Source organism: Pseudomonas sp. ASL4 (assembly GCF_056680395.1).
The window spans coordinates 198,962-221,022 of record NZ_CM155280.1 but is presented as its reverse complement, the minus strand read 5'-3'; the positions used below and the strand labels follow the sequence as shown (position 1 = coordinate 221,022).

Below are 22,061 nucleotides of genomic sequence, written 5' to 3'. Positions count from 1 at the left end.
CAAGTGTTCGCAAGTGCTCAAGAACGGCGCCGAGCGCGAACGCTTGATGCAATGCATCGAGCTGGCCAGTGCGTGCCCGGTCAAGGGGGGCACTGATTTGCTGAGCAAGCAGCAGGCCGAAAAATGGCTGGCGGAAGTGGCGGAAAACGTTACCCAGCCAGTCCCGATCAAGGCCTTGGAGGAAGTCGGGCCGATGCTGGTGCCTGTTGTTTCCGATAGTCCGCTGGCCCACCTTTTTTTTCAGGAATGGAGCGCGACGTGTGGTGTGTGGCTGGAGTCGGACGCCGAAGAAACGGTGGTGCTCGACCATTTGCGCAGCCTGATTCAGGTCCGTGTAGAGGGCGATCTCACCGTCCTCTTTCGTTACTTTGAACTGCAAGCCGAGCATTGCCCGCCGCTGGACAACGCCTCGAAGGTCATGGCCGAACTGCTGCCCAAGACCTTCGCCCGGTCCATGAAAGTGGACCAGATAAGAAGTGTCGAAGATACCGACGCGCTGGGCGCAACGCTGATGAAGGACCCGACCCCGGCCAACATCAAGGCGTACACCGACGCCATGCACCGCGCGCGCGAACGCGAAAAAGTCCTCGCCCAACACCCCGAGGCCAGCGATCAAGCGCCGGGCGAGTGGAGCGCCGAAGCGTGGGACGGTCAGTCGTCGCCAATACGATACGGCTTCTGCCACGCTATATGCTGGGGCAGCGCTGACGGCGCTGATTGATAACGAAGTGCGGAAGGGGCTTGGTAAGGATCGGTTCTTTATTCGATCATCTGCGGCTCCGACGCTTACGCTGTTTGGTGCGGTTATTGGCGGGCTGTCCACCGCTGCAGCAATTGCGGAGTTCAAGTCCCTGCAAACACAACTGGAAAACGCACAAAACCGAATAGACCCGTGGCTGGAGATGCGTCAGATCGTGGTCGCTGGTCAGGTCGGCGTTTTTGGCTCTCAAGCGCTATTGGGGATGGTCCAAACGGGTAGGGCCTTGGCGGGGTTAGTGGAGGTCGAAGTCGCCGTTTTGCGGTACACCCTGTACATGGGACCGTTGAACTGGATCATTTTGGCGCTGGGTGTGCTGCACCTGATTACCACGTTCTTGCAGCAAACCCCGCTGCAAAACTTCCTGAATTTCTGCTGCTGGTCAAAAGGCCGGGCGTTCGACCTCGCACCTATTCCGCCGAAAGCTCAAGTGGACGAACTCGACCGGTTGTACCGCATTCTTTATGCGCCTCGGGTCAGTATGCAAAGTAGCTCGGATATGGGTAGTGGTAACGGCCCCTCCGGGCTGGCTACCGTCAGCTCCATCAATGCCCTGACCATCGAATTGCCAGGGGCGGAGCCCGGCAGTGTCTACCTGGAACTGAGCATGGTCGGTGACCCAGTGGATACCCAGCGCTCCCGCGACCTGATCAAAAATAGCCCAATCAACCACTACAAGTCACCGCGCCCTTGGCGAGACATGACGCCTCACTGGTTGTCCAGCAGCGTCTGTCAGTGGATACCGCACAAGGAAGGTCAGGGCTTACGGCTGAGTGGTCCCTTCAAAGAACTGAGCAACGTATTGGGCACGACACCCAGCACTGTTTCGCTAAGGTTGCGCTATCGCACGCCATTGATCTCGATGCTCGGTGCCCGCACTTTTATCGGAGGTGAACTAGGGCTGGCCTTTACCCTGAATGACACCACTGGCGTGATAGAGCTGCGGGCTGACCCAACGCCGCAACTTGATCGTGTACCGAACTACGCGCTCGGCGAGGACCACCCCGGCGCCATTTACCTGCAACCCAAGGACAAACAATGAGCATGCCACCGGCAGGCACAACGAAAAAACGGATGTTTTCGCGCAATGACTACCTGGCTCCATTGCCAATTCCTACGGGTAGAAAACCCTCGGACGTGCTCAACATTATTTGGCGCAGGAACGATGTGTTTTTGGATATTGGTAGCTATAGCATCGGCTCGGCCGTGATGGTGTTGTGGCCGGTGGTGATGCTGTTTTTAGTTATGGCTTATTTCACACGCAATATCGCCTCTGGCGATTTTAGCCAAGACATATTGGTAGCAGGCTCAATCATTACAGGCGTTCCAGCGTTATTTTTGATTCAAAGCCTCTTTCGCGAAGTCCCCTTACCTGTGCGTTTCAATCGCCAACGCCGAGAAGTCTGCGTCCCCCGCGATGATGGCGAGTACTGGATCGTGCCTTGGGAAAGTGTCACAGCAGCCGCCACTCAGCAGTCGTCTGTCAGCCAGGCCGGCAAAGTGACGATGGGCTTACTGATCATTGGTTTCGGTCTGTCAGCCAGGCCGGCAAAGTGACGATGGGCTTACTGATCATTGGTTTCGAAAACCCTGATCCACTGGCCAAGGAAGACAACAAACATTTCTCGCTAGGCTTCAACTGTGGCGGCGGCACTACGGCGATGGCGTTGTGGGAGTGCATGCGCAGTTACATGGAGATTGGTCCGCACGCTGTTGAGGATCAAACCGCACGTTTCGACAGGTCAAAAGGAATATGGGCAACCTACCTGGACGATCTGATCAAGGCCGCGAAACTCAGAGGTTGGTTCGTAACAGTCCTCTGGGAAGGGTTCTGTGGAATCTTTATTTTCAACACGCTGCTGATCGACGTGCTCGAACGTTGGAAGCTAAATCCGCCCCCGACCTGCCCTATCCCGACATCATCGAATGGTCAAAACCACTCCCTCCGGAACAATGGGCCAAATGCTCCCCGGAACTGGAGGAAGCCATAGCCACGCGCGAGGCTGAACTGGCAGTTCAGTCCAAGGACGCGGGATGAGCACGCCACCGGCAGGCACCACGAAAAAACGGATGTTTTCGCGTAATGACTATCTGGCGCCATTGCCGATCCCTACGGGTAGAAAGCCCTCTGATGTGCTTAATATCATTTGGCGCAAGAACGAGGTGTTTCTCGATGTTGGAAATTACAGCATCGGTTCGGTGGTGATGATGCTGTGGCCGATGGTGATGGTAGTTCTAGCCATGTCTTTCTTCACTAGAAATCTCAATTCTGGCTTCAGCCAAGATATTTTGATTCTCGGCTCCGTTATTGTCGGGATCCCAACGCTGTTTTTGATTCAATGTCTATTCCGCGAAGTGCCCTTACCCGTGCGCTTCAACCGCCAACGTCGAGAAGTCTGCGTCCCCCGCGAAGACGGCGAGTACTGGATCGTGCCTTGGGAAAGCGTCACCGCAGCCGCCACGCAGCAATCGTCGGTCAGCCAAGCTGGCAGAGCCACGATGGGTTTACTGATCGTTGGCTTCGAAAACCCTGACCCGCTGGCCAAGGAAGACAACAAACATTTCTCGCTAGGCTTCAACTGTGGCGGCGGCACTACGGCGATGGCGTTGTGGGAGTGCATGCGCAGTTACATGGAGATTGGTCCACACGCTGTTGAGGATCAAACCGCACGTTTCGACAGGTCAAAAGGAATATGGGCTACTTACCTGGAAGATCTGATCAAGGCCGCGAAACTCAGGGGGTGGTTAGTAACAGCCCTCTGGGAAGGGTTCTGCGGGATCTTCATTTTCAATACGCTGCTGATCGACGTGCTCGAACGTTGGAAGCTAAATCCGCCCCCCGACCTGCCCTATCCCGACATCACCGAATGGTCAAAACCACTACCCCCAGAACAATGGGCAAAACGCTCCCCGAAACTTGAAGAAGCCATCACCAAACGCGAGGCTGAACTGGCCGCGCAGGCAGAACAAGCGTTGCTCAAGGAGCGGGCTTAGAGACAATCGTGACCCAACTCCCCTCACTGCCAATCCCCGGTTGCGACGATCTACCGGACCACGACGTCTGCCTCCCGGCAAACCTGCGCCCCGACGCCAATCGCTTGATCCGCTATCTGCACGAGTTGCCGCATCGGCGAGTGCGTTATTGCCCTTGGTGCGGCAAAACCGATGTGACTCTCCAGACCCCTCCGGCCCGGCAACGGCTTCCGCGTTACTACTGCGGCTCCTGTCGTAAGAGTTGCAACAGTTTGAGCGATTCTCCTTTTGCAAATATGCACCGCATGGACCTGTGGTCTACGTTTGCGGTGTACCTGCTGGCCGGTTGGTCCAGCGTCCAGATAGCCTCTCGCTTGGGCGTGACCCCAAAGGTTTACTTCAACTGGGGGGCGGCGGTCGGTGAGGTGATGGCCGAGGAGTGTCCTGAGTTGTACCAGTGGTGGACGACACGCCATTACCGAGAAAACCTGCAACCGCCCGAGCACATTGCGCTGCAACAGCAAGCGGTTATCACGTGGATCGAGACGATGCTGAATGCGCAGCACGCGACATGCCCGAGGTGCGGGGGAGAGCGGACCTATCGAATTAAAGGCATTCGCCCGAAGTTCAAGTGCGATCCTTGTGTGACCTGCTTTTCCGTTTTGTCCGGGACGCCGCTGGTCGGGATGATCCGACCTGAACTCTGGGTTGATTTCGTGCAAGGGGTGATGGATGGCCTAAGTATCCCGGACCTTAAACGGCGCTCAGGGCTGGGCATGGGCGCCAGTTCGCGTTGGCGTGAGCAGTTTTTGTTATTGATCGAAACGTTGGGGCACTCTGAACTGTTGCAATGGATCACCTGGATGCGCAGTCGTCGCAACCACGAAGCGGTCAGTTTTGTGCGTCAGGGTGGTCATCTGGACAAGGCCACGCGCTCCATTTATCCGCAAGGGACGCGCAAGGGCAGGTTTGTTTCCTGGCGGTAGGTGCTGCGAAAGCTGCGATCTTTTGAATTTTTGCTTTTGGGCAACACCTGTCGGACTGCTCCCATTGTGGCGAGGGAGCTTGCTCCCGTTTGAGTGCGCAGCGCTCACAAAAATCTTCAGTGACTGTCTGAGTTTTGGGGCTGCTTCGCAGCCCAGCGCGAGCAAGCTCGCTCGCCACAGGATTGGGCATCAAGACCCTTACTGAACCTTCGCCAAATCCCCTTTCAACGCAACGCCCGCCATGATCGCGCCAGCGTGGCATTCATAGTTCGTTGCATCCTTACGCTCATTGCTCTTGTAGAAGCTGACAATGTTGGTCACCGCGTTAGCACCAGCGCCCTTGGCCGCTTGGAACAGGCTGATGATGGCCGATTGCGCGACCCATTCGCAGGCGACTGCGTCGGTCTTGTTGAAGGCGTTGGTTTTCTTGTTGGTCACGGCGCCGGGGCTGACGACGGTGACGGAGCCGGTCGGGGTGTTGCCGGCCAGGTAGAATTTCACGCTGCCATCGATTTTGCCGGTGCGGGTGGCCTCGGCAACGGCTTTATCGAGAGGCAGGTACACCGTGGTGTCGCGGGCCTGGCTGACGGCCGGTAGGGCGCAGATCAGCAGGGTGGCGGCCGCGGCGAGTTTCTTGACGTGCATGGAGGTCTCCTTGACCTTGATTAATACGGTTACGACCAGCGGCGAAAGATCAGCGAGGTGTTGACGCCGCCGAAGGCGAAGTTGTTGTTCATCACGTACTGGTTGCTCATCTGCCGGAACTCGCCGCGCAGGTAGTCGAGCTTGCCGCAGTGCGGGTCGACCTCGTCGAGGTTGAAAGTGTGTACGTACAGGTCGCGGTTCATCATTTCGATGCTGAACCAGGATTCCAGCGCACCGCAGGCCCCGAGGGTGTGGCCGAGGAAGCTTTTCTGCGAGCTGATCGGCATGTGCTCGCCGAACAACGAACTGGTTGCCTGTGTTTCGGCGATGTCGCCCTGTTCGGTCGCGGTGCCGTGACCGTTTACGTAGCCGATGTCCGACGGCTGCAAACCGGCGTCTTCCAGGGCCAGTTCCATGGCGCGGCGCATGGTCGCTTGCTCTGGACGGGTGGTGTGCTGGCCATCGGCGTTGCTGCCGAAACCGACGAGTTCGGCATGGATGTGTGCGCCACGGGCCAAAGCGTGTTCGAGTTCTTCGAGCACCAACATGCCGCCGCCTTCACCGATCACCAGGCCGTCACGGTCCTTGTCGTACGGCCGTGGGCTGGTTTGCGGCGCGTCGTTTTTCAGGCTGGTGGCGTAGAGCGCGTCGAAGACCATCGCTTCGGTCGGGCACAGTTCTTCGGCGCCGCCGGCCAGCATCAGCGGCAAGCGGCCGAACTTGATCGACTCGTAGGCGTAGCCAATGCCCTGGCTGCCGCTGGTGCAGGCGCTGGACGTCGGGATCAACCGGCCGGTGAGGCCGAAGAATATGCTGATATTCGCTGCTGTGGTGTGCGGCATCATCCGCACGTAGGAGTTGGCGTTCAGGCCTTCGGCTACGGAGTTGAGCAGCATGTTGCCGAACGCTTTTATCTCGTCGGTGCTGCCGGTGGACGAACCACAGGCGACGCCCATGCGCCCGTCCTTGATCGATTCATCGCCCAACAGCCCCGCGTCGGCCAACGCTTGCTCAGCAGCACCCACAGCGAGCCGCGAGACGCGACCCATGCTGCGCAGTTGCTTGCGGGTCCAGTGGCTCGGGACTTTGAAGTCATCGATCGGCCCGGCGAGACGGGTGTTGAGTTCAGTGAAGCGGTCCCACTCGTCCATCCGGCGAATGCCGCTGCGGTTGGCCTTGAAGTTGGCGGCGATGGTCTCCCAATCGCTGCCCAGTGAGGTGATGCCGGCCATGCCGGTGACGACGACGCGCTTCATCAGCACAGGCCTCCGTTGACGGCCAGAACCTGCCGGGTGATGTACGAGGCTTCCGCCGACATCAGGAAATTCACCGCACCGGCCACCTCTTCAGGTGTGCCCATGCGTTGTGCGGGGATCATTTTCATCAGTTCTTCCACCGGCACGTTTTCGTCGAGCATGGCGGTGTCGATCAGGCCGGGTGCGACACAGTTAACGGTGATTTTGCGCTTGCCCAGTTCGATCGCCAACGCTTTCGCCGCGCCGATCAAACCCGCCTTGGAGGCGCTGTAGTTGACCTGGCCACGGTTGCCGATCAACCCGGAAACCGAGGTGATGCAAACAATTCGCCCGGCGGCGCGACGACGAATCATCGGCATCATCACCGGGTGCAGCACGTTGTAGAAACCGTCGAGGTTGGTGCGCATCACCACATCCCAATCATCCTCGCTCAGCGCCGGAAAAGCACCGTCGCGAGTCAACCCGGCGTTGAGCACCACGCCGTAATAGGCGCCGTGAGCTTCAACGTCAGCTTCGAGAATGGCTTTGCAACTGGCGCGGTCAGACACATCAAATTGCAGCACGCGGGCGTTGCGGCCCAGCGCTTCGATTTCGGCCTTCACGGCCTCTGCCTCGGCCAGACCGCTGCGGCAATGCAGCACGATGTCGTGGCCAGCCTGGGCCAGACGCAGGGCGATAGCGCGGCCAATGCCACGGCTGGAGCCGGTGACCAGTACGAATTCAGTCATCACTCGACTCCTTGGATTTCTTGAAGATATTGCGCCGCCTGGGGCGGGCGGTACACGTTGAGCCGGGCGGTGGCGTGGATGCCGGGGGCGTTGATGTGGCATTCGAATACGCCCATGCCGCTGTCGTCTTCCAGCGAGCGCAGCCCGTGGATGGTCAGCTCGGTGCCGGCAGGAAAGTGTTCGACGTTGCATTCGAATTTGCGGGTGCCGAGCAGGAAGCCCAGCTCCACCGCATCGCCGCGCGCACGGGCATGGCAACCGGCGTAAGCCGCCACACTTTGGGCCATCAGTTCGATGCCGACCCAGGCCGGCAGGCTGCCGTCGGGACGGTTGAACAGGCCATCGGGTTTGACGGTGAGGCGGGTGTGAATCTGCTCGTCATCGAACGACAGGATCTGCTCGATGAGGATCATGTCGCCAGCGTGAGGCAGCAGTTCGGCGATCGGCCAGTCAATCATGGGGCGTCTCCGATAATCAGGCTGACGTTATTGCCACCGAAGGCAAACGAATTGCTCATCAGGTAGCGAGGTGCAATGGACGCCAGGCGAGTGGCCGGGGTCACCCAATTGAGCGCCGGCAGGTCGGGGTCGGGCTGGCCGTCCCAGACGTGGGGCGGCAGGAGGTGTTCGGGATTGTCGACGCTCAGGCTCAACCAGCAGAACGCCGCTTCCAGGGCACCGGCGGCGCCGAGGGTGTGACCGGTCATCGGCTTGGTCGACGAGCACGGCACGCCGTCCGGAAACAACGCGGCCACGGCCAGGCTTTCCATGGCGTCGTTGTGTTGAGTGGCGGTGCCGTGCAGGTTCAGGTAACTGATTTGCGACGGTTGCAGCGCGGCACGGCTCAAGGCCTGGTGCATTGCTTGCTGGGCGCCACGGCCGGTTGGTTCCGGTGCGGAAATGTGGTGGGCGTCAGAGCTGGCGCCGCTGCCGAGCAGGGCAATCGAGGGGCCGTCGCCAGCACTTTTACTCATCAAAAACAGCACCGCCGCTTCGCCGATGTTGATGCCGTTACGGTTGGCGGAAAACGGGTTGCAGCGCTGCTCGGACACTGCTTCCAGCGCCGAGAAACCGTTGAGCGTCAGTTTGCACAAACTGTCGACACCGCCACACAGCACAGCGTCGCACATGCCCAGATCGAGCAAGCGCTGGGCGCTCATCAAGGCTCGGGCGCTGGAAGTACAAGCGGTGGAAATCACATAGGCCGGGCCGCTCAATTGCAGCCAGTCGGCGAGGAAGTTTGCCGGCGCGCCGAGCTCCTGCTGCTGATAGTTGTAGTCGGCGGGGAACTCATGCTCACGAATGTAATGGGCCAATCCGCGACTGGCTTCGTCGATGCCCGAAGTGCTGGTGCCAAGCACGACGCCGATGCGTTCGCGGCCGTAGGTCTGAATCGCTTGATCGATCTCTGGACGAATTTGCAGCGCCGCTTCCAGCAGCAGTTGATTATTGCGGCTGCGTTGCTCGATCAACTCAGGCGGAATCGGTGCCAGTTCACCGTGAACCGCAGCCACCGGCAACGAACGTTCCGCCACCCAGCCAGACTCGCTTTGCATACCGGAGCAATCGCCGGCAAACAGATTGCGGGCGACTGCCTGTTTGTCGCGGCCCAGAGAGCAGATCACCCCCAGTGCGTTCAAATAGGCGGTCATGGCGTGTCTGCGCTCAGTGGCGTGACTTGGTATTTCGGGCCTTTTGGCAGGTTCAATTCAAAACTCAAGGGGCGTGAATAACGGACGTCCCAGCGCTCTGGCAACACGCGTTGCCCGCCATGCTGCGATGCAGTGGGATAGTTACTGTGCAACTCGCCTTCGGGCGTTAGCGCAAACAACAGCGCGGCGAACAGTTCCCGGGCTTCCGGATTCGGTGGCAGCAGACCATCGGCCTGCCAATCGCCATCGATCAACTTCTGCCGGGCCTGGGGAATGCCGAGTAAATCCATCATCGACCAACGCAGGCCAGGGCCTTCCTGCTGGATCACCAACACCCAGTCCTGACGCTGGTCAGCCATCAAACGCTGGATGTGCAATTGCAAGGGCAACGCCAGCGTTGGGCTGTGCTCGGGCAGCGGCGCGCGGCTGGCGCAAGCGCTCAGCAGCAGGGCAAAACCCAGCAGTACAAATCTCAGCAGCACCGCAAACCCTGTGGGAGCGGGCTTGCTCGCGAAGGCGGTCTGACATTCACCAATGATGTCGACTGACACACCGCTTTCGCGAGCAAGCCCGCTCCCACAGTTTTGAATTGCGCTAGACATCAAACAACACCTTCAAGAGGTTTGCGCGCCACGACATTGACCAGGGTTTCTTCCCGTTGGCCAAACGGCTTCGGCTTACGCAAACCAAAACGTTCAAACAGCCCGAAATCCTTTGCGCGACTCCACCACAAGTATGGATAAGACACATTCTGCGGGCCGAATTCAAAACCCTGCTGGCGAATCATTTCCAGATACCCGGCAGCACTCTTTTGCACATGCATCGGGTGGCGGAACAACCAGCGAATCACCCACGTATCAATGTAAGCCTCGGTGGACTCGGCGAACAGCAGATAGCCGCCCGGCTTGAGCACGCGATAGAACTCGGCCAGGGCCAAGTCCTGTTCGACGAGGTGATGAAAGGTCTGGTGACAGAACAGCAGGTCGACGCTGGCGTTGGCCACGTTGAGCGTCGCGCAGTCGCTGCCGATCAGCTCCACCGTCATGCCCTGACGCGCCGCCTCTTCTCCGCTGAGGTGCAGGCTGTGCGGGTCGGCATCGACACCGATCAGGCGTTGCGGCGAAAAAGTCTGGCGCAGGTACTGGAACGACTTGCCCTGGCCGCAACCGGCATCCAGCAACACCGGGTTGCTGGGCAGCGAATCGCTGAACAGGTTGCGCAGGTCGTTGATTGCCACCCGCAGCACATGGTGCTGCCAGGTGTGGCTGCGCAGGAACCAGAAACCGAATTTGGTTTCTTCGACGTAGTTGTCGCTCAGGTAACTCATGTCGCATCCCTTGCACAGATTTCCGAAATCACCTTCAACCGACGCTTCGCTTCGCTGACGAACGGATTGCGTTCATCCCAGGCGTAACCGGCGAGGATCGAGGCGATCATCCGGCGGATGTCCGGTGAGCTGCCATCATGGAAAATCACGTCCTGGAAGGTCCCGGCGTACCAGCCTTCGACGTAGCAGCGGAAGGTGTCGACGCCACGTTTGAGCGGGGCGGCGAACTCGGTCTGCCAGTCGACGCTTTCACCCTGCAATTGGCGATGCAATACGCCGGCGGCCATGCTCGCCGAGCGCATCGCGATGGTCACGCCGGAGGAGAACACCGGGTCGAGGAATTCCGCCGCGTTGCCCAGCAGCGCAAAGCCCGGGCCGTGCAGGGTTTTGACGTTGGCCGAGTAGCCGCCGATGGTCCGCGCCGGGGTGTCCCACACCGCGTTGTTCAGCACACCGGCCAGGCTTGGGGTTTCGGCGATAAAACCGCGCAGGCAGTCGTCCAGATTGTCGGTACGACCGTCGAAATGTTCGGCGGCGGCCACCACACCCACCGAGCACCGGCCGTTGCTGAACGGGATGGTCCAGAACCAGATGTCGCGATGGGTCGGATGGGTGGTGACGAGGATCTTGGTCCGGTCGAAGGCCGGGTTGTCGATCAGGTCCTCAACGTGGGTGAACACGGCTTGGCGCACCGGGAAATTCGACGGTGCTTCGAGGTCGAGCAGGCGCGGCAGCACGCGGCCGTAGCCGCTGGCGTCGAGCACGAAGTCGGCTTCGACGCGATACTCGCTGCCGTCCTCGCGCAGCACATTCAGCTGCGGTTTCGGCAGGTCGAAATCAGCGCTGACGATGGCTTCGCCGTAACGCAATTCCACACCTTGCAACGCTGCTTGATCGGCCAGCAACTTGTCGAAATCGGCGCGTTGCACCTGAAACGTGGTCGGCTTGCCGTTGCTGAACGTGTCGCCGAAATCGAAGTCGCTGTACTGCTCGCCCCACGCGAACGCAGCGCCGGTTTTTATCTGAAAACCAGCGGCGTTCACCGCTTCAAGCATGCCGGCCTCTTCGACGAAATCGAGGCAATGGGACAACAGGCTTTCACCGATGGAAAACCTTGGAAAATGTTGGCGCTCGATCACCAAGACATCGTGACCCTTGCGCTTGAGCAGCGCGGCGGCGATGGCACCCGAAGGGCCTGCGCCGATGACCACAACCTGACGACGTTCCATTTCAACGGTTGGCACGGGAGCTCCTTGCCGGGGCGGCGATATTCAGCGGGATTCGGTGCATGCCGGCCAGTGCCGGCAGCAATGTTGCGATCAGGCCCATCAACATCAGCGCGAAGTACAACGCCGGGCTGATGAGTTGTTGTTGCAGCAGCAGGTTGAGAAAGACGATCTCGCTCAAGCCACGAATGTTCAGCAGCAGGCTTTCCCGCCAGCGGCTGGCGCCGTCAAACGAGGCGCCGGCCCAGCCCAGGCCGAGCCAGTTACCCAGCAGTTTGCTGATGATCGGGAACAACAGCAGCGCGGTCAGTTGCAACCAGCCGAGGCTGGCCATGGCGCTGTGCACGTCGATCTGCACGATGCCGAACGTGAGAATCAGCGGGATGGCGATCCAGGTCTGCAAGCGATTCATCCAGACCGCCGGCAACGGCAACACCAGCGGCACTTTGAGCACGGCCATGCACAGCAGATAGCCGATGCCGAAAATCAGTGCGTTGAGCTTGAAATGCTCGGCCACCACCAGCAGCGCGAAGAAGCAGCCGCTGTGCAGCAGCGGTTGGCGCAAACCGAGCAGGCGCAACAGCAACGGCAGGCACGCGCCGGCCAGTGGCAGCAGCAAACTGCTCAGGTGCAGGCTGCCTTGGGCGAAGCCGAACAACGTCCAGCACGTGAGGTCGATGAGGATAGCGGTTTGCACCAAACGCCGGGTGGCGGCGGGCGGGTAGTTGATGTGTCGCAGGTACAGGTACAACACCGGGATCGCGGTGATGGCGAACACCAAACCGACCGCCAACGAGCTGATCCACGATTGCGTCGGCAACAGCCAGACCGCTGTCGCCAGCCCGCAGGCGAAGGGCAGGCAGAAACTCGGCAGGGCGATTTTCAGGCTCTGGCGATCCAGCCGCAGGTCGATCACGTCGCTGAGGATGTGTCCCAGCAGCAAGGCGAAACTCAGGCTGTAGAGGTTTTTCAGCCATACCGGCGAGATCAGATCGGCGCCGCTGAGCTGCCAGCCCGGCTCGATCCAGAAATACATCAACAGCGGCAAGCCAAACGTCGCCAGCAGCAATTGGCTGACAATCGGGATCAACCCGAAATGCCGGCCGACGCGGGTCGCGACGGCGAACAGCCCCAGGGCCATCGCCCAAAACAGCACGATCATCATGCTGCCGGCTCCGCGACGGCAGTGGCATGGACGTGACGCCCGGCCCATGGCGCGAGGATGAAGCTGAACGCCAGCCCGAGGCTCACCGATAGACCGAAGTTGCTCACCGCCGGCGTACTCGACACCGCCAGCAACCCGAACGACAGCCAAGTGGTCAACGCCGCCAGCAAGGTGCCCAGCAGGCTCACAGCGGCACCGCCGACTTGTTCGCGCATGAGAATCGCGTAATCGACGCTGATGGCCGTCACCAGCAGCAGGCCGAACAGGCTGAACAGTGTCAGCGGCTGGCCGAGCCAACCGAGGCTGGCGAGGCTGCACAGTGCGGCGAGCAATGGCAGGGCGACGATGCGCAACGCGCCGCTGAGGCCGAATGGCAGGATCAACACCAGCACGATCAGCACGCAGGAGGCGAGTTTCAATTCAGCGGCGCTGATCTGCGTAGCAGCGAAGACCTTATTCAGCTCGCCGAGGCGATCCACCAATTGCACGCCCGGTAAATCCAGCGCCTGAACCCGCAGCAGCGACGGGTTGTTCAAGCCTTGCAGGCTGATCATGGCTGCCACGCCGCCGTCAGCGGTCGGCCCCAGCCACAGGGTGCGATAAGGTTCGGCTAACGGCCCGGCCAGCGCCGCATCGATATCTTCGGTGGGCAGCGCTTGCAACTTCGCCAGTTCGGCTTGCAGCGCCTCGACTGGTACGCCGACGTCGAGCAACGGTTGCCAGAATTGCGGCAGTTTATTTAGCGCTTCACGTACTTGCTTCTGCTCACTTGGCTGGCTGACCAGTTGATTGAGGGACAGAAAGCCCTGGAGTTTGTCGAGGTTGACCAGTTGCTCCAGGCGATCAGTCAGGGCGCTTTGGCGTTCGAGTAATTCTTGCTGGTTGGCGGCGCGGATCAGGAAGAACTGGCTGGTGGGTTGGTAGCCGGTAATGCGCGCGATGGTCTGGGCTTCGTCGGTCAGGTGTTGCGGCATACCGACCCATTGGCGAATGTCGTTCTTGGTGCTGAGTTGCAACAGACCGCCGACACAGAAGACGATCAGCAGCGCCAGCAACACTGGCGTGCGAGCGCGTTGGAGAAGCGCTTCACGCAGGTTCACCAGAAACTCGGCAACCCGCAGCGGCCATTGCGCCGGCCGCAGGTCAGTGCCCTTGAGCAGGGCCGGCAGCAGGCACACCGCCGACAGGTAGGCGCCGAACAGGCCGGCGGCGGAGAACACGGCGATTTGGGTCAGCGCCGGGAACGGCGTCCAGGCCAGGGCGAGGTAGCCGATGCAACTGGTGATCAGGCTCAATGTCAGCCCCGGCAAGGTCAGGCGCAGGGCTGGCCAACTGTTCCAGGGTTTCAGGCTCCAGCTCTTGGACAGGTAGTGCAACGGGTAATCGACGGCAACGCCGATCAGGCTGGAACCGAGCACCAATGTCATCACATGCAGATGGCCGAACAGCGCGATGCAGGCCACTCCACCGAACAGCATGCCCACCAGCACCGGGACAAACGCGAGCAACACGCGCAGCCGCCGGAAGGCCAGCAACAGCAACAACAGGATGCCGAGTGTGGCGCCGCCACCGACCCAAGTCATTTCCCGGGTCGCTTGTTGCTGACCGTTGGCCGCATAGAGCAAGCCGCTGGCAGCGAGCAACTGCACGTCGCCCTGAGCCGCTTCTTCACGACTGTGTTTGAGCAGTGCGGCCACTTGCAGCGGCAGGTTCATGTCGAAGGCGTTGCCGGTGGTCCGCGCTCGCAGCAGCACCCAACTCTTGCCGTCTGCATCGGCGACCAAGGCACCGCTGCCGATGTCCAGTTGCACCGCGCCGTGTTGTGGCTGGCTGTTCTGGATGCGCCCGGTCAGGCCCAGCCAGTCATCCTGGCTCGGCACCAGGCTGAAACCGGTGAACGGGTCGAACAGCGCTTGCACGCGCTGTTGAATGAAAGCGTCGGGATGCTCGATCAGTTGTTGCCGATCCGCGTCCGAGAGCATCGCCAGCCGACCTTGCAGCAGCTGCGTGCGCAGCGCCGGCAAGTCGGCTTGCAGGGTCCATTGGACCTTTTCGAACAGACCGCTGGCCTGCCATTGCTCGCCGAGTTTCTGCGCCATGGCCACGGCTTGCTGGCGATCGGTATGGCCGACCAGCACCAGCATTTCGCGGTTCAGCGGTTCTTGCATGCGTTGTTCGGCGCGCAGTTCCAGCGCGTCCGGCGCCGTACCTGGCACCAGTTCCATCAGGTTGGCCGACAGCGGTGCGCCGTCACGCCATTGCCAGCCGGCGAGCGCGAGCACCGCCAGCAGCAGGATCAGGAACAGCCGTGGGAGCATCCGTTCACTCGGCAAAGTCATGTTGCTCCGCGTCGCTCAACGGTTGGGCGCTAGTGCTGTCCTGCATGCGCATGAGGGTGCTGTCTCCCTGGGTTTCCAGCAGTTCGATGCTGTTCACCAACTCGCCGCCGTCGATGTTGATCTGGTTGAACACTTGCTTGAGCAGCATCGAGCGCGGGGTGAGGGTCAGCTTCCATTTCTGCGCATCGCCGCTCAGCGACAGCTCGAAATCCCGTTGCAAACCGCTGCTGTCACCTTGCAGTACGGCGAGGAACAAACGGTTCTGCTCGGCACCGGCGCTCTTGCCCGGCAGCAGTTGCCAGCCGCTGGCGTCACGCCGGGCGATGCCCTTGGCGTTGATGCGGTAATCCTGTTGCAGCGGGGTTTTCAGCAGCCAGAGCAAGCCGTGATTTTTAGCGAGGACGAAGGTGCCCTTGCTGGTCAGCGGCTGGGGCAGGGCGCGCAGGTGTTTTTCCTGGACGAAGTTGCCGTGGATCACATCCGGCTTGGCCAGCTGATCGCTGAGTTGTTGCAGGTCGAAGGCCTGCGCGAGCGATGGCAGCCCTAGTAGCGCCAACACGGTCAGACACGTGATCGCTGAAAAACGTGGCGAGCGAGCTTGCTCGCGCTGGGCTGCGAAGCGGCCCCAAAAACTTGCCAACCATTGCCCTGATTGTGAGTGCTGCGCACTCAAGCGCGAGCAAGCTCGCTCGCCACAGGGAACTGGGTTGGCCTCAGAAGAGGTGTCGATACCGGTGTTCATGGCAGCATCCTTTCTACAGCGTCGGTGAACACTTTCGGCGAGGCCAATTGCATCTCACGGCTGCTCATGTCGACAGCGACCTGCACGGAAACGGCGCGGGTCAGGCGCTCACCGGTTTGCAGATCGCTGATCAGATAATTGATCTTCAGGCGGTTTTCCCACTCCACCAGGCTGGCGCGCACGTTGATCTTCTGGCCGAACACCGCACCGCGCACATAGCGCAGTTGCAGGTCGATCACCGGCCAGGCAAAACCCGACTCGACCATGGCGGTGTAGTTGTGGCCGAGCTTGTCCAGCAGCGCACACCGGGCGACTTCCAGGTATTTGACGTAATGGCCGTGCCAGACCACGTTCATGGTGTCGACGTCAAAGAACGGCACGAGGATTTCCGTATCGGCGTGAAGCACTCCCTTGCTACGCATGCAGCCTCCAGTGTTGCTCGGCGATTCGTTTCAGGCACAGACGCAATTCGCCTTCCAGGGCACGGTCTTCGATGACCGGCGGGAAGTCTTTGGCCAGCTCTTCGTGCATCGCGGCCAGGGACGGTGGCAGTGGCCGTGCGTCCTCAACCTGGCTGCGCAGCCAGACGCCTTGGTTGGCGGCCAGCAGGGTGGCGGCGGCGACTTGTTCGGTCAGCTCCAGCACACGGATCGCATCGCGGGCGGCGATGGTGCCCATGCTCACCTTGTCCTGGTTGTGGCACTCGGTGGAACGCGAGAACACGCTGGCCGGCATGGTGTTTTTCAGGGCTTCGGCGGTCCAGGCGCTGGTGCCGATCTGCACGGCTTTGAAGCCGTGGTTGAGCATGGCGCGGTCGGCAGTGGCGCCAGACAGGTTGCTCGGCAAACCGTGGTTGTAACGCTCGTCCACCAGCAGCGCGAGTTGCCGATCCAGCAAGTCAGCAACGTTGGCGACGAGGGTTTTCAGGCTGTCCATGGCGAACGCGATGTGGCCGCCGTAGAAGTGCCCGCCGTGCAGCACGCGTTCGGCTTCGGCGTCGATGATCGGGTTGTCATTGGCGCTGTTGAGCTCGATCTCGATGAACGAACGCAGCCAGTTCAGGCTGTCGGCCAACACGCCGAGCACATGCGGGGCGCAACGCAGCGAGTAGCGGTCTTGCAGACGATGCAACGGCGCGGTCGGCGCGTCGATGGCCAGGTCTTTGCGCAGCCATGCGGCGACTTGCATCTGCCCCGGATGCGGCTTGGTAGCGAACAGGCGTTCGTCGAAATGCTCAGGATTGCCTTGCAGCGCCACCACGTTCAACGCGGTGATGCGCGTGGCCAGTTGCAGCAGGTAATCGGCGCGGGCGAAGGCCAGGCAAGCGATGCCGGTCATCACGGCGGTGCCGTTCATCAGTGCCAGGGCTTCTTTAGGCCGCAGCACCAGCGGCTGCCAACCGAGTTCGCGATGCACGTCGGCAGCTTCGCGACGTTCGCCACGGAACATCACTTCGCGCTCGCCGGACAATGTCGCGGCTACGTAGGACAGCGGCGTCAAATCACCGCTGGCGCCCACCGAGCCTTCTTCCGGGATCAGCGGCAGGATGTCGTGTTCCAGGAACGCTTGCAGGCGTTCCAGCAGTTCCACGCGCACCCCGGACACGCCGTGGCACAGTGACTGCAAACGCGCCGCGAGTACTGCGCGGGTGGCCTGGGCGTCGAGCAGTTTGCCCAAGCCACAGCCGTGGAACGTGTACAGATGACGCGGCAGTGCTTCGACGTGATGCAGCGGCACCGCAACCACGCAGGAATCACCGTAACCGGTGGTCACGCCGTAGATCACGCCTTCCTTGTCCAGCAGCGAATCCAGGAATCGCGCACCCTTGGCGATGCGCTCGCGATATTCAGGGTCGCCCTGCAACTGCGTCGGCGCCTGACGGTTGGCCAGGGCCAGCACGTCTTCGATGCGCAAAGGGAGTTCGCCGAAGGTTACCGGCTCAAGCGTTGGCGTCGTCATCGGTCTTCCAGAAAGGGTAAAAGTTGAACCATTGTTGGGGCGCTTCAAGGCAATAGTGACCCAAGCGTTCGGCGTAGCGGGATGCCCACTGATGAATGACCTGTTCGCGGTCGCTGCGCTTCCACACCACGGCCTCGGCGAACGGTTCGAGGGTCAGTCGATAGTCGCCGGCCGGCTTCTTCAAACACAGCAACAGATTGACCTGACATTTGAGCAAACCGGCCAGCAGCCACGGACCTTGGGGGAACGCTGCCGGATGGCCGAGGAAATCCACAGTCACGCTGCGCCCGCCATGCAAGGGCACGCGGTCACCGGCAATCGCCAGCCACTCGCCGCGCTCCAGGCGTTCGTGCAGTTGCAGCATGATCACCGGGTTCAGTTCGCTGACCTGGATCAGCCGCAAATTGGTCGCCCCGGCTTCGCCCAGCAAGCGGTTGAACTGCTCGGCGTGCTTGGTGTGCACCAGCACGTTCATCGTGACTTTTTCGCCGATCTCGGCCAGCGCGCGGCAGACCTCGAGATTGCCCAGGTGCGCGCCGACCAGCATCTGCCCACGGGCGCCGCGCAGCTGTGTGCGCAACAGTGCCGGGTCGATGATTTCGATTTGCTCGATGCTCAGTTTGCCGTTCCAGACGTCGAGCTTGTCGAGCATCGAATCGGCGAAGGCCATGAACTGCCCGAACACCCGCCAATGGGTCGGGCGCAATTCATTGCGGCCACTCCAGTCGGCGAGGCGTTGCTGGTATTGCCAGGCGCTTTTACGAGCGCTGCGGCCGAACAGGAAAAAGTACAAGACGATGCCGTACAGCAGCGGGCTCAACAGCCGCCGGCCCAGCACTTTGGCGCAGAGGGCGGTGAATTTCATCAGCCAGAAACTGCCGCGCTCCTCGCGGTCAGCCCAGTGCTTTTTGTCTGTTTCAGTGCTCATGCTCGCCTCCGTCGCCAGAGGATCAGCGGGGCGCGCAGCAACATGCCGAAGAACAGCCGGGTGTGCATGCTCGAGATCAGTACGTTGTCGCGGAATAGGCGAAAATGCGAGACGCCGTCCAGCGGGTAATGGACCTTGGTGTGCAGCCACTGCATCGGCAGGTTGCGCCAGGCCAGGCGCACCAGAATGTCCGAGTCGAAATCCATGCGTTTGCCGATCTTCGCTGAGTCGATCAACGCCAGGGTTGGCGGCAATGGATAGACGCGAAAACCGCACATCGAATCGCGGATCTGCAACGACAACGTGTTGATCCAGACCATCACGTGGGTGAGGTAGCGCGCATACAAACGGCCCTTGGGCACGCTGGCGTCGTAGAGCGGATAACCGCAAATCACGGCTTCGGGATGGGCGCGGGACTGTTCGATAAAAACCGCGACGTCGGTGAGGTCATGCTGACCGTCGGCGTCCACCTGCAAGGCGTGGCTGAAACCCAGGCGCGAGGCTTCGCGAAAACCGGTCATGACGGCGGCGCCCTTGCCTTGATTGATGGTGAGGCGAATCAGGTAGGTGTGCTCACGTTGTGCCAGTTGATCGAGCACTTTTGCGCAGGCCGGGGTGCTCGCGTCGTCTACCAGGATGCACGGCAAACCTTGGGCGAGCAGTGCGTCGACCACCGTGGTGATGGCGGTTTCGTGGTTATAGACCGGGATGATGGCGCAGGGGTTATGCATGGCGAAGAGCCTCCGCCAATCCATTGTGGCGAGGGAGCTTACTCCCGTCCGAGTGCGAAGCGCTCGTAATGAAATCTGCGGCGACTGGTTTTGGGTCTGCTACGCAGCCCAGCGGGAGCAAGCTCCCTCCCCACAGAGATCTCCACTGCAACAGTGATTTCCATTGCCAAAGATTAAGCATTCGCCGCCTCCAGCACGATCCGCCCGCTGGAGCAGGTGGCAGTGTCGTTGCGATAGGCGAAGTACAACTTGCCGCGCACCGGGTCGAACCGCAGGTGCAGCTGGATTTCATCCCCTGGACGCACCAGTTGCTGGAATTTCAGCACTTCCATGCCGGCGAATCTAGTCGGCAAGTCCATCAACTGCTGACCCAGGCTCAAGGCCCAATCCACCTGCACCACGCCGGGCAATACCGGTGCCTGTGGAAAGTGGCCGCTGAAGTAGGCCAGGTCTGGCGGCACCGCCAGTTGCAGGCTCCACTCGCCGTCGGTTTCGACCTGTTCCAGCACCTCTGGCGCCTTCGGGCGTGGGGCCAGCAGCAGGGCTTCGACGTCGGCCTGGGGCAGTTTGCCTTGGGCGTTCAACGGCAACTGGCGCAGCAAACGCCAGCGCCGAGGCAAGGCGAGGGCTTCGCAATGTTGGCTCAGGTGCTGACGCAGTTCTTGAGTGAGGGTGCGCCGACCCTGATTGCGCAGGGCGTGCAGCCCTTGCTGACTGAGCACCAGCAACGCGCCCAGCGAGGCACGGTTTTCCTGAACCACCCCGAGGCGCGCTTCGGCGACCCAGTCGTGGGCCATCAGCGCCTGTTCCAGCATCGGTAGCGAGATACGTTTTTCTTCCAGTTTGACGATCCGGTCCAGCCGTCCCAGCAGTTCGAAACGGCCGTCGGCAGCAATCCGCGCAGCGTCGGCGGTGTGTTCAATGTGGCCGGCCGGCAAGTAGGGCGAGGCGATGAGCAACGCGCCGTCGCTGTCCTGACTCAACACGACGTCGGCGAACGGCTGCCAGAGGTTCTGGTCCTGACGCCAGGCAATACCGCCGGTTTCCGAGCTGCCGAGGATTTCCGTCGGCCATTGCTCCAGGCGTTCGAACAGGCTTTGCGCAGCCTCGGCGGGCAGGGCGCCGCCGGAGGAAAATACCCGGCGCACCGCGCTCAAGGCTGGCCAGTCGAGGTTATCGCCCATGCGCTTGAGCAGCGCCGGGCTGGCGACCCAGGCGAACGCCGAGTGTTCGCGGCTGGCGCGCTGCAAGTCTTCCGGGAAGGCCAGTTGCTTGCGCACGAACGGCCGCCCGGCGCACAGCGGCCAGAGCACCCGGAACAGCAAACCGTAAATATGTTGGGTGGCGACGCTGCCGATGATGCAGGCCGGGCCCAGGTCGGCGCCCCAGAGCTGCTCCAGGGCTTGAACCTCATTGGCCAGTTGTCGCAGGGTTTTGTCGATGCGCTTGGGCTCGCCACTGGAGCCAGAGGTGCACAGGCTGAGCTGACAGCGATCCAGGTCCAGCGCGGCGGCGGACATTGGCGAATGCTGATAGTCACTCAAGTGCGCATCATCGGCCTGATCGGTCAGCCACAGATCGACTTCAGTCGACCAGCGCTGGCGAGTCTGGGCTTGCAGGTCGGCGGGCAGCAGTACGCTGACCCCGGCGCGCCAGGCGCCCAGCAGTGCAATCGCCAGGTCGGCGCCATCTTCGAGGTGCACGGCAATGCGCTGCACACCCTGGGCTTGCAGGCCGGCGGCGAGGCGCAGGGCCTGTTCGCACAATTGCGCGTGGTTCAGCGCCGGTTCGGCCGTCACGGCACGTTCCGGCTGAGCCTTGAGCAGCAGTTGCTCAAGTGTTATCCAATTCATGGGTGGCCTCGTACCCGTTGTCGTATCAGCCATTCAATGGCAAACATCAGGCCGATCAATCCATAGGAGATCAGGCCGGTGTACAACATCCACCAACTCAGCGGCGCCCAAAGGGTCAGCGCGGCGGCGCACAATCCGTTGCAGAGAAAAAACACACTCCAGGCCACGGTGACCTGGCGGGTGTAAATAATCGCCTTGGCCGGCAGGTGCGGTTCACGCAGACGGGCCAGGCGTTCGGCCATCGGCGGGCCGTATTTCAGGCTCAGCCCGAATAGCGCCAACATGAAGCCGCTGATCAGCACCGGGTACCAACGCAATAGCACCGGGCTGTCGAACAGCGCCAGCAGCAGGCAAAACGCGATGGCGACGATGGCCATCCACAGGCTTCCGGGCCGCCGCACGCCGGTCAGCGCGCGAGCCAGCCACAGGCTGCCCAGGAGCAGGCCGAACTGCCACGGGGCGAAATGCTCCATGCCGAAATACACCGCAAAGGGGTACAGCAGGCCCGCCAGCAGCAGGCCGAGGCCGATCAATCGGCTCATACGGCCGGTTGAACCAGACGGTAGACCGCCTCGACCACGTCGCTGACGGTACGCACCGTTTTGAATTCTTCGGCGGCGATTTTCTTGCCGGTCTGGCGTTTGATGTGATCGATCAGGTCGACGGCGTCGATGCTGTCGATTTCCAGATCCTGGTACAGGTTGGATTCCAGGCTGACGCGCTCGGGGTCCAGCTCGAAGAGTTCGACCAGCGCATCGCGCAGGGTGTTGAAGATGTCGTCACGAGTTTGCATGG

22 protein-coding genes and 1 pseudogene are annotated in these 22,061 nt (G+C 61.1%); 5 read left to right on the top strand and 18 right to left on the bottom strand.

Annotated elements, in window-relative coordinates; genetic code table 11:
- Positions 1–13 precede the first annotated feature (13 nt).
- From AC1MEW_RS00925 to AC1MEW_RS00905, 5 genes and pseudogenes are all read left to right on the top strand, one after another.
- Positions 14–721, top strand: a complete 708-nt coding sequence (locus AC1MEW_RS00925) for a DUF4123 domain-containing protein (RefSeq protein ID WP_323570219.1) — start codon at positions 14–16, stop codon at positions 719–721.
- Between the two features lie 7 nt (positions 722–728).
- Positions 729–1,799 (top strand): hypothetical protein, encoded by a 1,071-nt coding sequence (locus AC1MEW_RS00920; protein ID WP_322270323.1) that lies wholly within the window; start codon positions 729–731, stop codon positions 1,797–1,799.
- A pseudogene (locus AC1MEW_RS00915) lies at positions 1,796–2,795 on the top strand (hypothetical protein). The gene AC1MEW_RS00920 and the pseudogene AC1MEW_RS00915 overlap by 4 nt, the downstream one beginning before the upstream one ends.
- On the top strand, positions 2,792–3,751 hold the full coding sequence (locus AC1MEW_RS00910; RefSeq protein ID WP_480425177.1) for a hypothetical protein: 960 nt from the start codon (positions 2,792–2,794) through the stop codon (positions 3,749–3,751). The pseudogene AC1MEW_RS00915 and the gene AC1MEW_RS00910 overlap by 4 nt, the downstream one beginning before the upstream one ends.
- A gap of 8 nt (positions 3,752–3,759) precedes the next feature.
- Positions 3,760–4,716, top strand: coding sequence for a transposase (locus tag AC1MEW_RS00905; protein ID WP_480425175.1), 957 nt, complete (start codon positions 3,760–3,762; stop codon positions 4,714–4,716).
- 198 nt (positions 4,717–4,914) lie between these two features.
- On the opposite strand, the gene AC1MEW_RS00900 is transcribed toward AC1MEW_RS00905, so the two are convergent.
- The 18 genes from AC1MEW_RS00900 to AC1MEW_RS00815 form a co-directional block, all read right to left on the bottom strand.
- Positions 4,915–5,361, bottom strand: a complete 447-nt coding sequence (locus AC1MEW_RS00900) for an excinuclease (protein ID WP_480425173.1) — start codon at positions 5,359–5,361, stop codon at positions 4,915–4,917.
- Between the two features lie 29 nt (positions 5,362–5,390).
- On the bottom strand, positions 5,391–6,617 hold the full coding sequence (locus AC1MEW_RS00895) for a beta-ketoacyl-ACP synthase (RefSeq protein ID WP_201199965.1): 1,227 nt from the start codon (positions 6,615–6,617) through the stop codon (positions 5,391–5,393).
- A complete protein-coding gene (gene fabG / locus AC1MEW_RS00890; protein WP_201199966.1) occupies positions 6,617–7,345 on the bottom strand; it encodes a 3-oxoacyl-ACP reductase FabG in 729 nt (242 codons plus the stop codon). Before fabG ends, AC1MEW_RS00895 begins: the two co-directional genes overlap by 1 nt.
- A complete protein-coding gene (locus AC1MEW_RS00885) occupies positions 7,345–7,803 on the bottom strand; it encodes a hotdog family protein (RefSeq protein ID WP_201199967.1) in 459 nt (152 codons plus the stop codon). The genes fabG and AC1MEW_RS00885 overlap by 1 nt, the downstream gene beginning before the upstream one ends.
- Positions 7,800–8,996 carry a beta-ketoacyl-[acyl-carrier-protein] synthase family protein gene (locus AC1MEW_RS00880; RefSeq protein ID WP_480425171.1) on the bottom strand — a complete coding sequence of 399 codons (1,197 nt, stop codon included), beginning with the start codon at positions 8,994–8,996 and terminating at the stop codon, positions 7,800–7,802. The genes AC1MEW_RS00885 and AC1MEW_RS00880 overlap by 4 nt, the downstream gene beginning before the upstream one ends.
- Positions 8,993–9,598, bottom strand: coding sequence for a hypothetical protein (locus AC1MEW_RS00875; protein ID WP_480425169.1), 606 nt, complete (start codon positions 9,596–9,598; stop codon positions 8,993–8,995). Before AC1MEW_RS00875 ends, AC1MEW_RS00880 begins: the two co-directional genes overlap by 4 nt.
- The gene (locus tag AC1MEW_RS00870) at positions 9,598–10,323 is read right to left on the bottom strand and encodes a class I SAM-dependent methyltransferase (RefSeq protein WP_201255435.1); all 726 of its coding nucleotides are present in this window, start codon (positions 10,321–10,323) and stop codon (positions 9,598–9,600) included. The genes AC1MEW_RS00875 and AC1MEW_RS00870 overlap by 1 nt, the downstream gene beginning before the upstream one ends.
- Positions 10,320–11,567, bottom strand: coding sequence for a tryptophan 7-halogenase (locus tag AC1MEW_RS00865; protein WP_201199970.1), 1,248 nt, complete (start codon positions 11,565–11,567; stop codon positions 10,320–10,322). Before AC1MEW_RS00865 ends, AC1MEW_RS00870 begins: the two co-directional genes overlap by 4 nt.
- Positions 11,554–12,714, bottom strand: a complete 1,161-nt coding sequence (locus AC1MEW_RS00860; protein WP_201199971.1) for a cation:proton antiporter — start codon at positions 12,712–12,714, stop codon at positions 11,554–11,556. The genes AC1MEW_RS00865 and AC1MEW_RS00860 overlap by 14 nt, the downstream gene beginning before the upstream one ends.
- Entirely contained in the window at positions 12,711–15,053 is a 2,343-nt protein-coding gene (locus AC1MEW_RS00855) for an MMPL family transporter (RefSeq protein ID WP_201255434.1), read from the bottom strand. Before AC1MEW_RS00855 ends, AC1MEW_RS00860 begins: the two co-directional genes overlap by 4 nt.
- Positions 15,037–15,627, bottom strand: coding sequence for an outer membrane lipoprotein carrier protein LolA (locus tag AC1MEW_RS00850; RefSeq protein WP_201205102.1), 591 nt, complete (start codon positions 15,625–15,627; stop codon positions 15,037–15,039). Before AC1MEW_RS00850 ends, AC1MEW_RS00855 begins: the two co-directional genes overlap by 17 nt.
- A gap of 164 nt (positions 15,628–15,791) precedes the next feature.
- Positions 15,792–16,217 (bottom strand): acyl-CoA thioesterase, encoded by a 426-nt coding sequence (locus AC1MEW_RS00845; RefSeq protein ID WP_201199981.1) that lies wholly within the window; start codon positions 16,215–16,217, stop codon positions 15,792–15,794.
- Positions 16,210–17,754 carry an HAL/PAL/TAL family ammonia-lyase gene (locus AC1MEW_RS00840; protein ID WP_201199983.1) on the bottom strand — a complete coding sequence of 515 codons (1,545 nt, stop codon included), beginning with the start codon at positions 17,752–17,754 and terminating at the stop codon, positions 16,210–16,212. The genes AC1MEW_RS00845 and AC1MEW_RS00840 overlap by 8 nt, the downstream gene beginning before the upstream one ends.
- A complete protein-coding gene (locus AC1MEW_RS00835; RefSeq protein WP_480425166.1) occupies positions 17,735–18,682 on the bottom strand; it encodes an LpxL/LpxP family acyltransferase in 948 nt (315 codons plus the stop codon). The genes AC1MEW_RS00840 and AC1MEW_RS00835 overlap by 20 nt, the downstream gene beginning before the upstream one ends.
- On the bottom strand, positions 18,679–19,413 hold the full coding sequence (locus AC1MEW_RS00830) for a glycosyltransferase family 2 protein (RefSeq protein ID WP_480425165.1): 735 nt from the start codon (positions 19,411–19,413) through the stop codon (positions 18,679–18,681). The genes AC1MEW_RS00835 and AC1MEW_RS00830 overlap by 4 nt, the downstream gene beginning before the upstream one ends.
- A 173-nt stretch (positions 19,414–19,586) precedes the next feature.
- Positions 19,587–21,266 carry an acyl-CoA synthetase family protein gene (locus AC1MEW_RS00825; protein ID WP_201255433.1) on the bottom strand — a complete coding sequence of 560 codons (1,680 nt, stop codon included), beginning with the start codon at positions 21,264–21,266 and terminating at the stop codon, positions 19,587–19,589.
- Positions 21,263–21,808: a COG4648 family protein gene (locus AC1MEW_RS00820; protein WP_480425163.1), complete on the bottom strand. Its 546-nt coding sequence runs from the start codon at positions 21,806–21,808 to the stop codon at positions 21,263–21,265. The genes AC1MEW_RS00825 and AC1MEW_RS00820 overlap by 4 nt, the downstream gene beginning before the upstream one ends.
- Complete coding sequence (locus AC1MEW_RS00815) at positions 21,805–22,059, bottom strand: acyl carrier protein (RefSeq protein ID WP_480425161.1); 255 nt, start codon at positions 22,057–22,059, stop codon at positions 21,805–21,807. The genes AC1MEW_RS00820 and AC1MEW_RS00815 overlap by 4 nt, the downstream gene beginning before the upstream one ends.
- Between the last annotated feature and the right edge of the window lie 2 nt (positions 22,060–22,061).

What these genes read in the sequence shown, in the direction of transcription:
- AC1MEW_RS00910 (WP_480425177.1), top strand. Translation starts at nt 2,792, where the DNA reads ATGAGCACGCCACCGGCAGGCACCACGAAAAAACGGATGTTTTCGCGT.
- AC1MEW_RS00900 (WP_480425173.1), bottom strand. Translation starts at nt 5,361, where the DNA reads ATGCACGTCAAGAAACTCGCCGCGGCCGCCACCCTGCTGATCTGCGCC.
- AC1MEW_RS00895 (WP_201199965.1), bottom strand. Translation starts at nt 6,617, where the DNA reads ATGAAGCGCGTCGTCGTCACCGGCATGGCCGGCATCACCTCACTGGGC.
- fabG (WP_201199966.1), bottom strand. Translation starts at nt 7,345, where the DNA reads ATGACTGAATTCGTACTGGTCACCGGCTCCAGCCGTGGCATTGGCCGC.
- AC1MEW_RS00885 (WP_201199967.1), bottom strand. Translation starts at nt 7,803, where the DNA reads ATGATTGACTGGCCGATCGCCGAACTGCTGCCTCACGCTGGCGACATG.
- AC1MEW_RS00880 (WP_480425171.1), bottom strand. Translation starts at nt 8,996, where the DNA reads ATGACCGCCTATTTGAACGCACTGGGGGTGATCTGCTCTCTGGGCCGC.
- AC1MEW_RS00875 (WP_480425169.1), bottom strand. Translation starts at nt 9,598, where the DNA reads ATGTCTAGCGCAATTCAAAACTGTGGGAGCGGGCTTGCTCGCGAAAGC.
- AC1MEW_RS00870 (WP_201255435.1), bottom strand. Translation starts at nt 10,323, where the DNA reads ATGAGTTACCTGAGCGACAACTACGTCGAAGAAACCAAATTCGGTTTC.
- AC1MEW_RS00860 (WP_201199971.1), bottom strand. Translation starts at nt 12,714, where the DNA reads ATGATGATCGTGCTGTTTTGGGCGATGGCCCTGGGGCTGTTCGCCGTC.
- AC1MEW_RS00855 (WP_201255434.1), bottom strand. Translation starts at nt 15,053, where the DNA reads ATGACTTTGCCGAGTGAACGGATGCTCCCACGGCTGTTCCTGATCCTG.
- AC1MEW_RS00845 (WP_201199981.1), bottom strand. Translation starts at nt 16,217, where the DNA reads ATGCGTAGCAAGGGAGTGCTTCACGCCGATACGGAAATCCTCGTGCCG.
- AC1MEW_RS00840 (WP_201199983.1), bottom strand. Translation starts at nt 17,754, where the DNA reads ATGACGACGCCAACGCTTGAGCCGGTAACCTTCGGCGAACTCCCTTTG.
- AC1MEW_RS00835 (WP_480425166.1), bottom strand. Translation starts at nt 18,682, where the DNA reads ATGAGCACTGAAACAGACAAAAAGCACTGGGCTGACCGCGAGGAGCGC.
- AC1MEW_RS00830 (WP_480425165.1), bottom strand. Translation starts at nt 19,413, where the DNA reads ATGCATAACCCCTGCGCCATCATCCCGGTCTATAACCACGAAACCGCC.
- AC1MEW_RS00825 (WP_201255433.1), bottom strand. Translation starts at nt 21,266, where the DNA reads ATGAATTGGATAACACTTGAGCAACTGCTGCTCAAGGCTCAGCCGGAA.
- AC1MEW_RS00820 (WP_480425163.1), bottom strand. Translation starts at nt 21,808, where the DNA reads ATGAGCCGATTGATCGGCCTCGGCCTGCTGCTGGCGGGCCTGCTGTAC.
- AC1MEW_RS00815 (WP_480425161.1), bottom strand. Translation starts at nt 22,059, where the DNA reads ATGCAAACTCGTGACGACATCTTCAACACCCTGCGCGATGCGCTGGTC.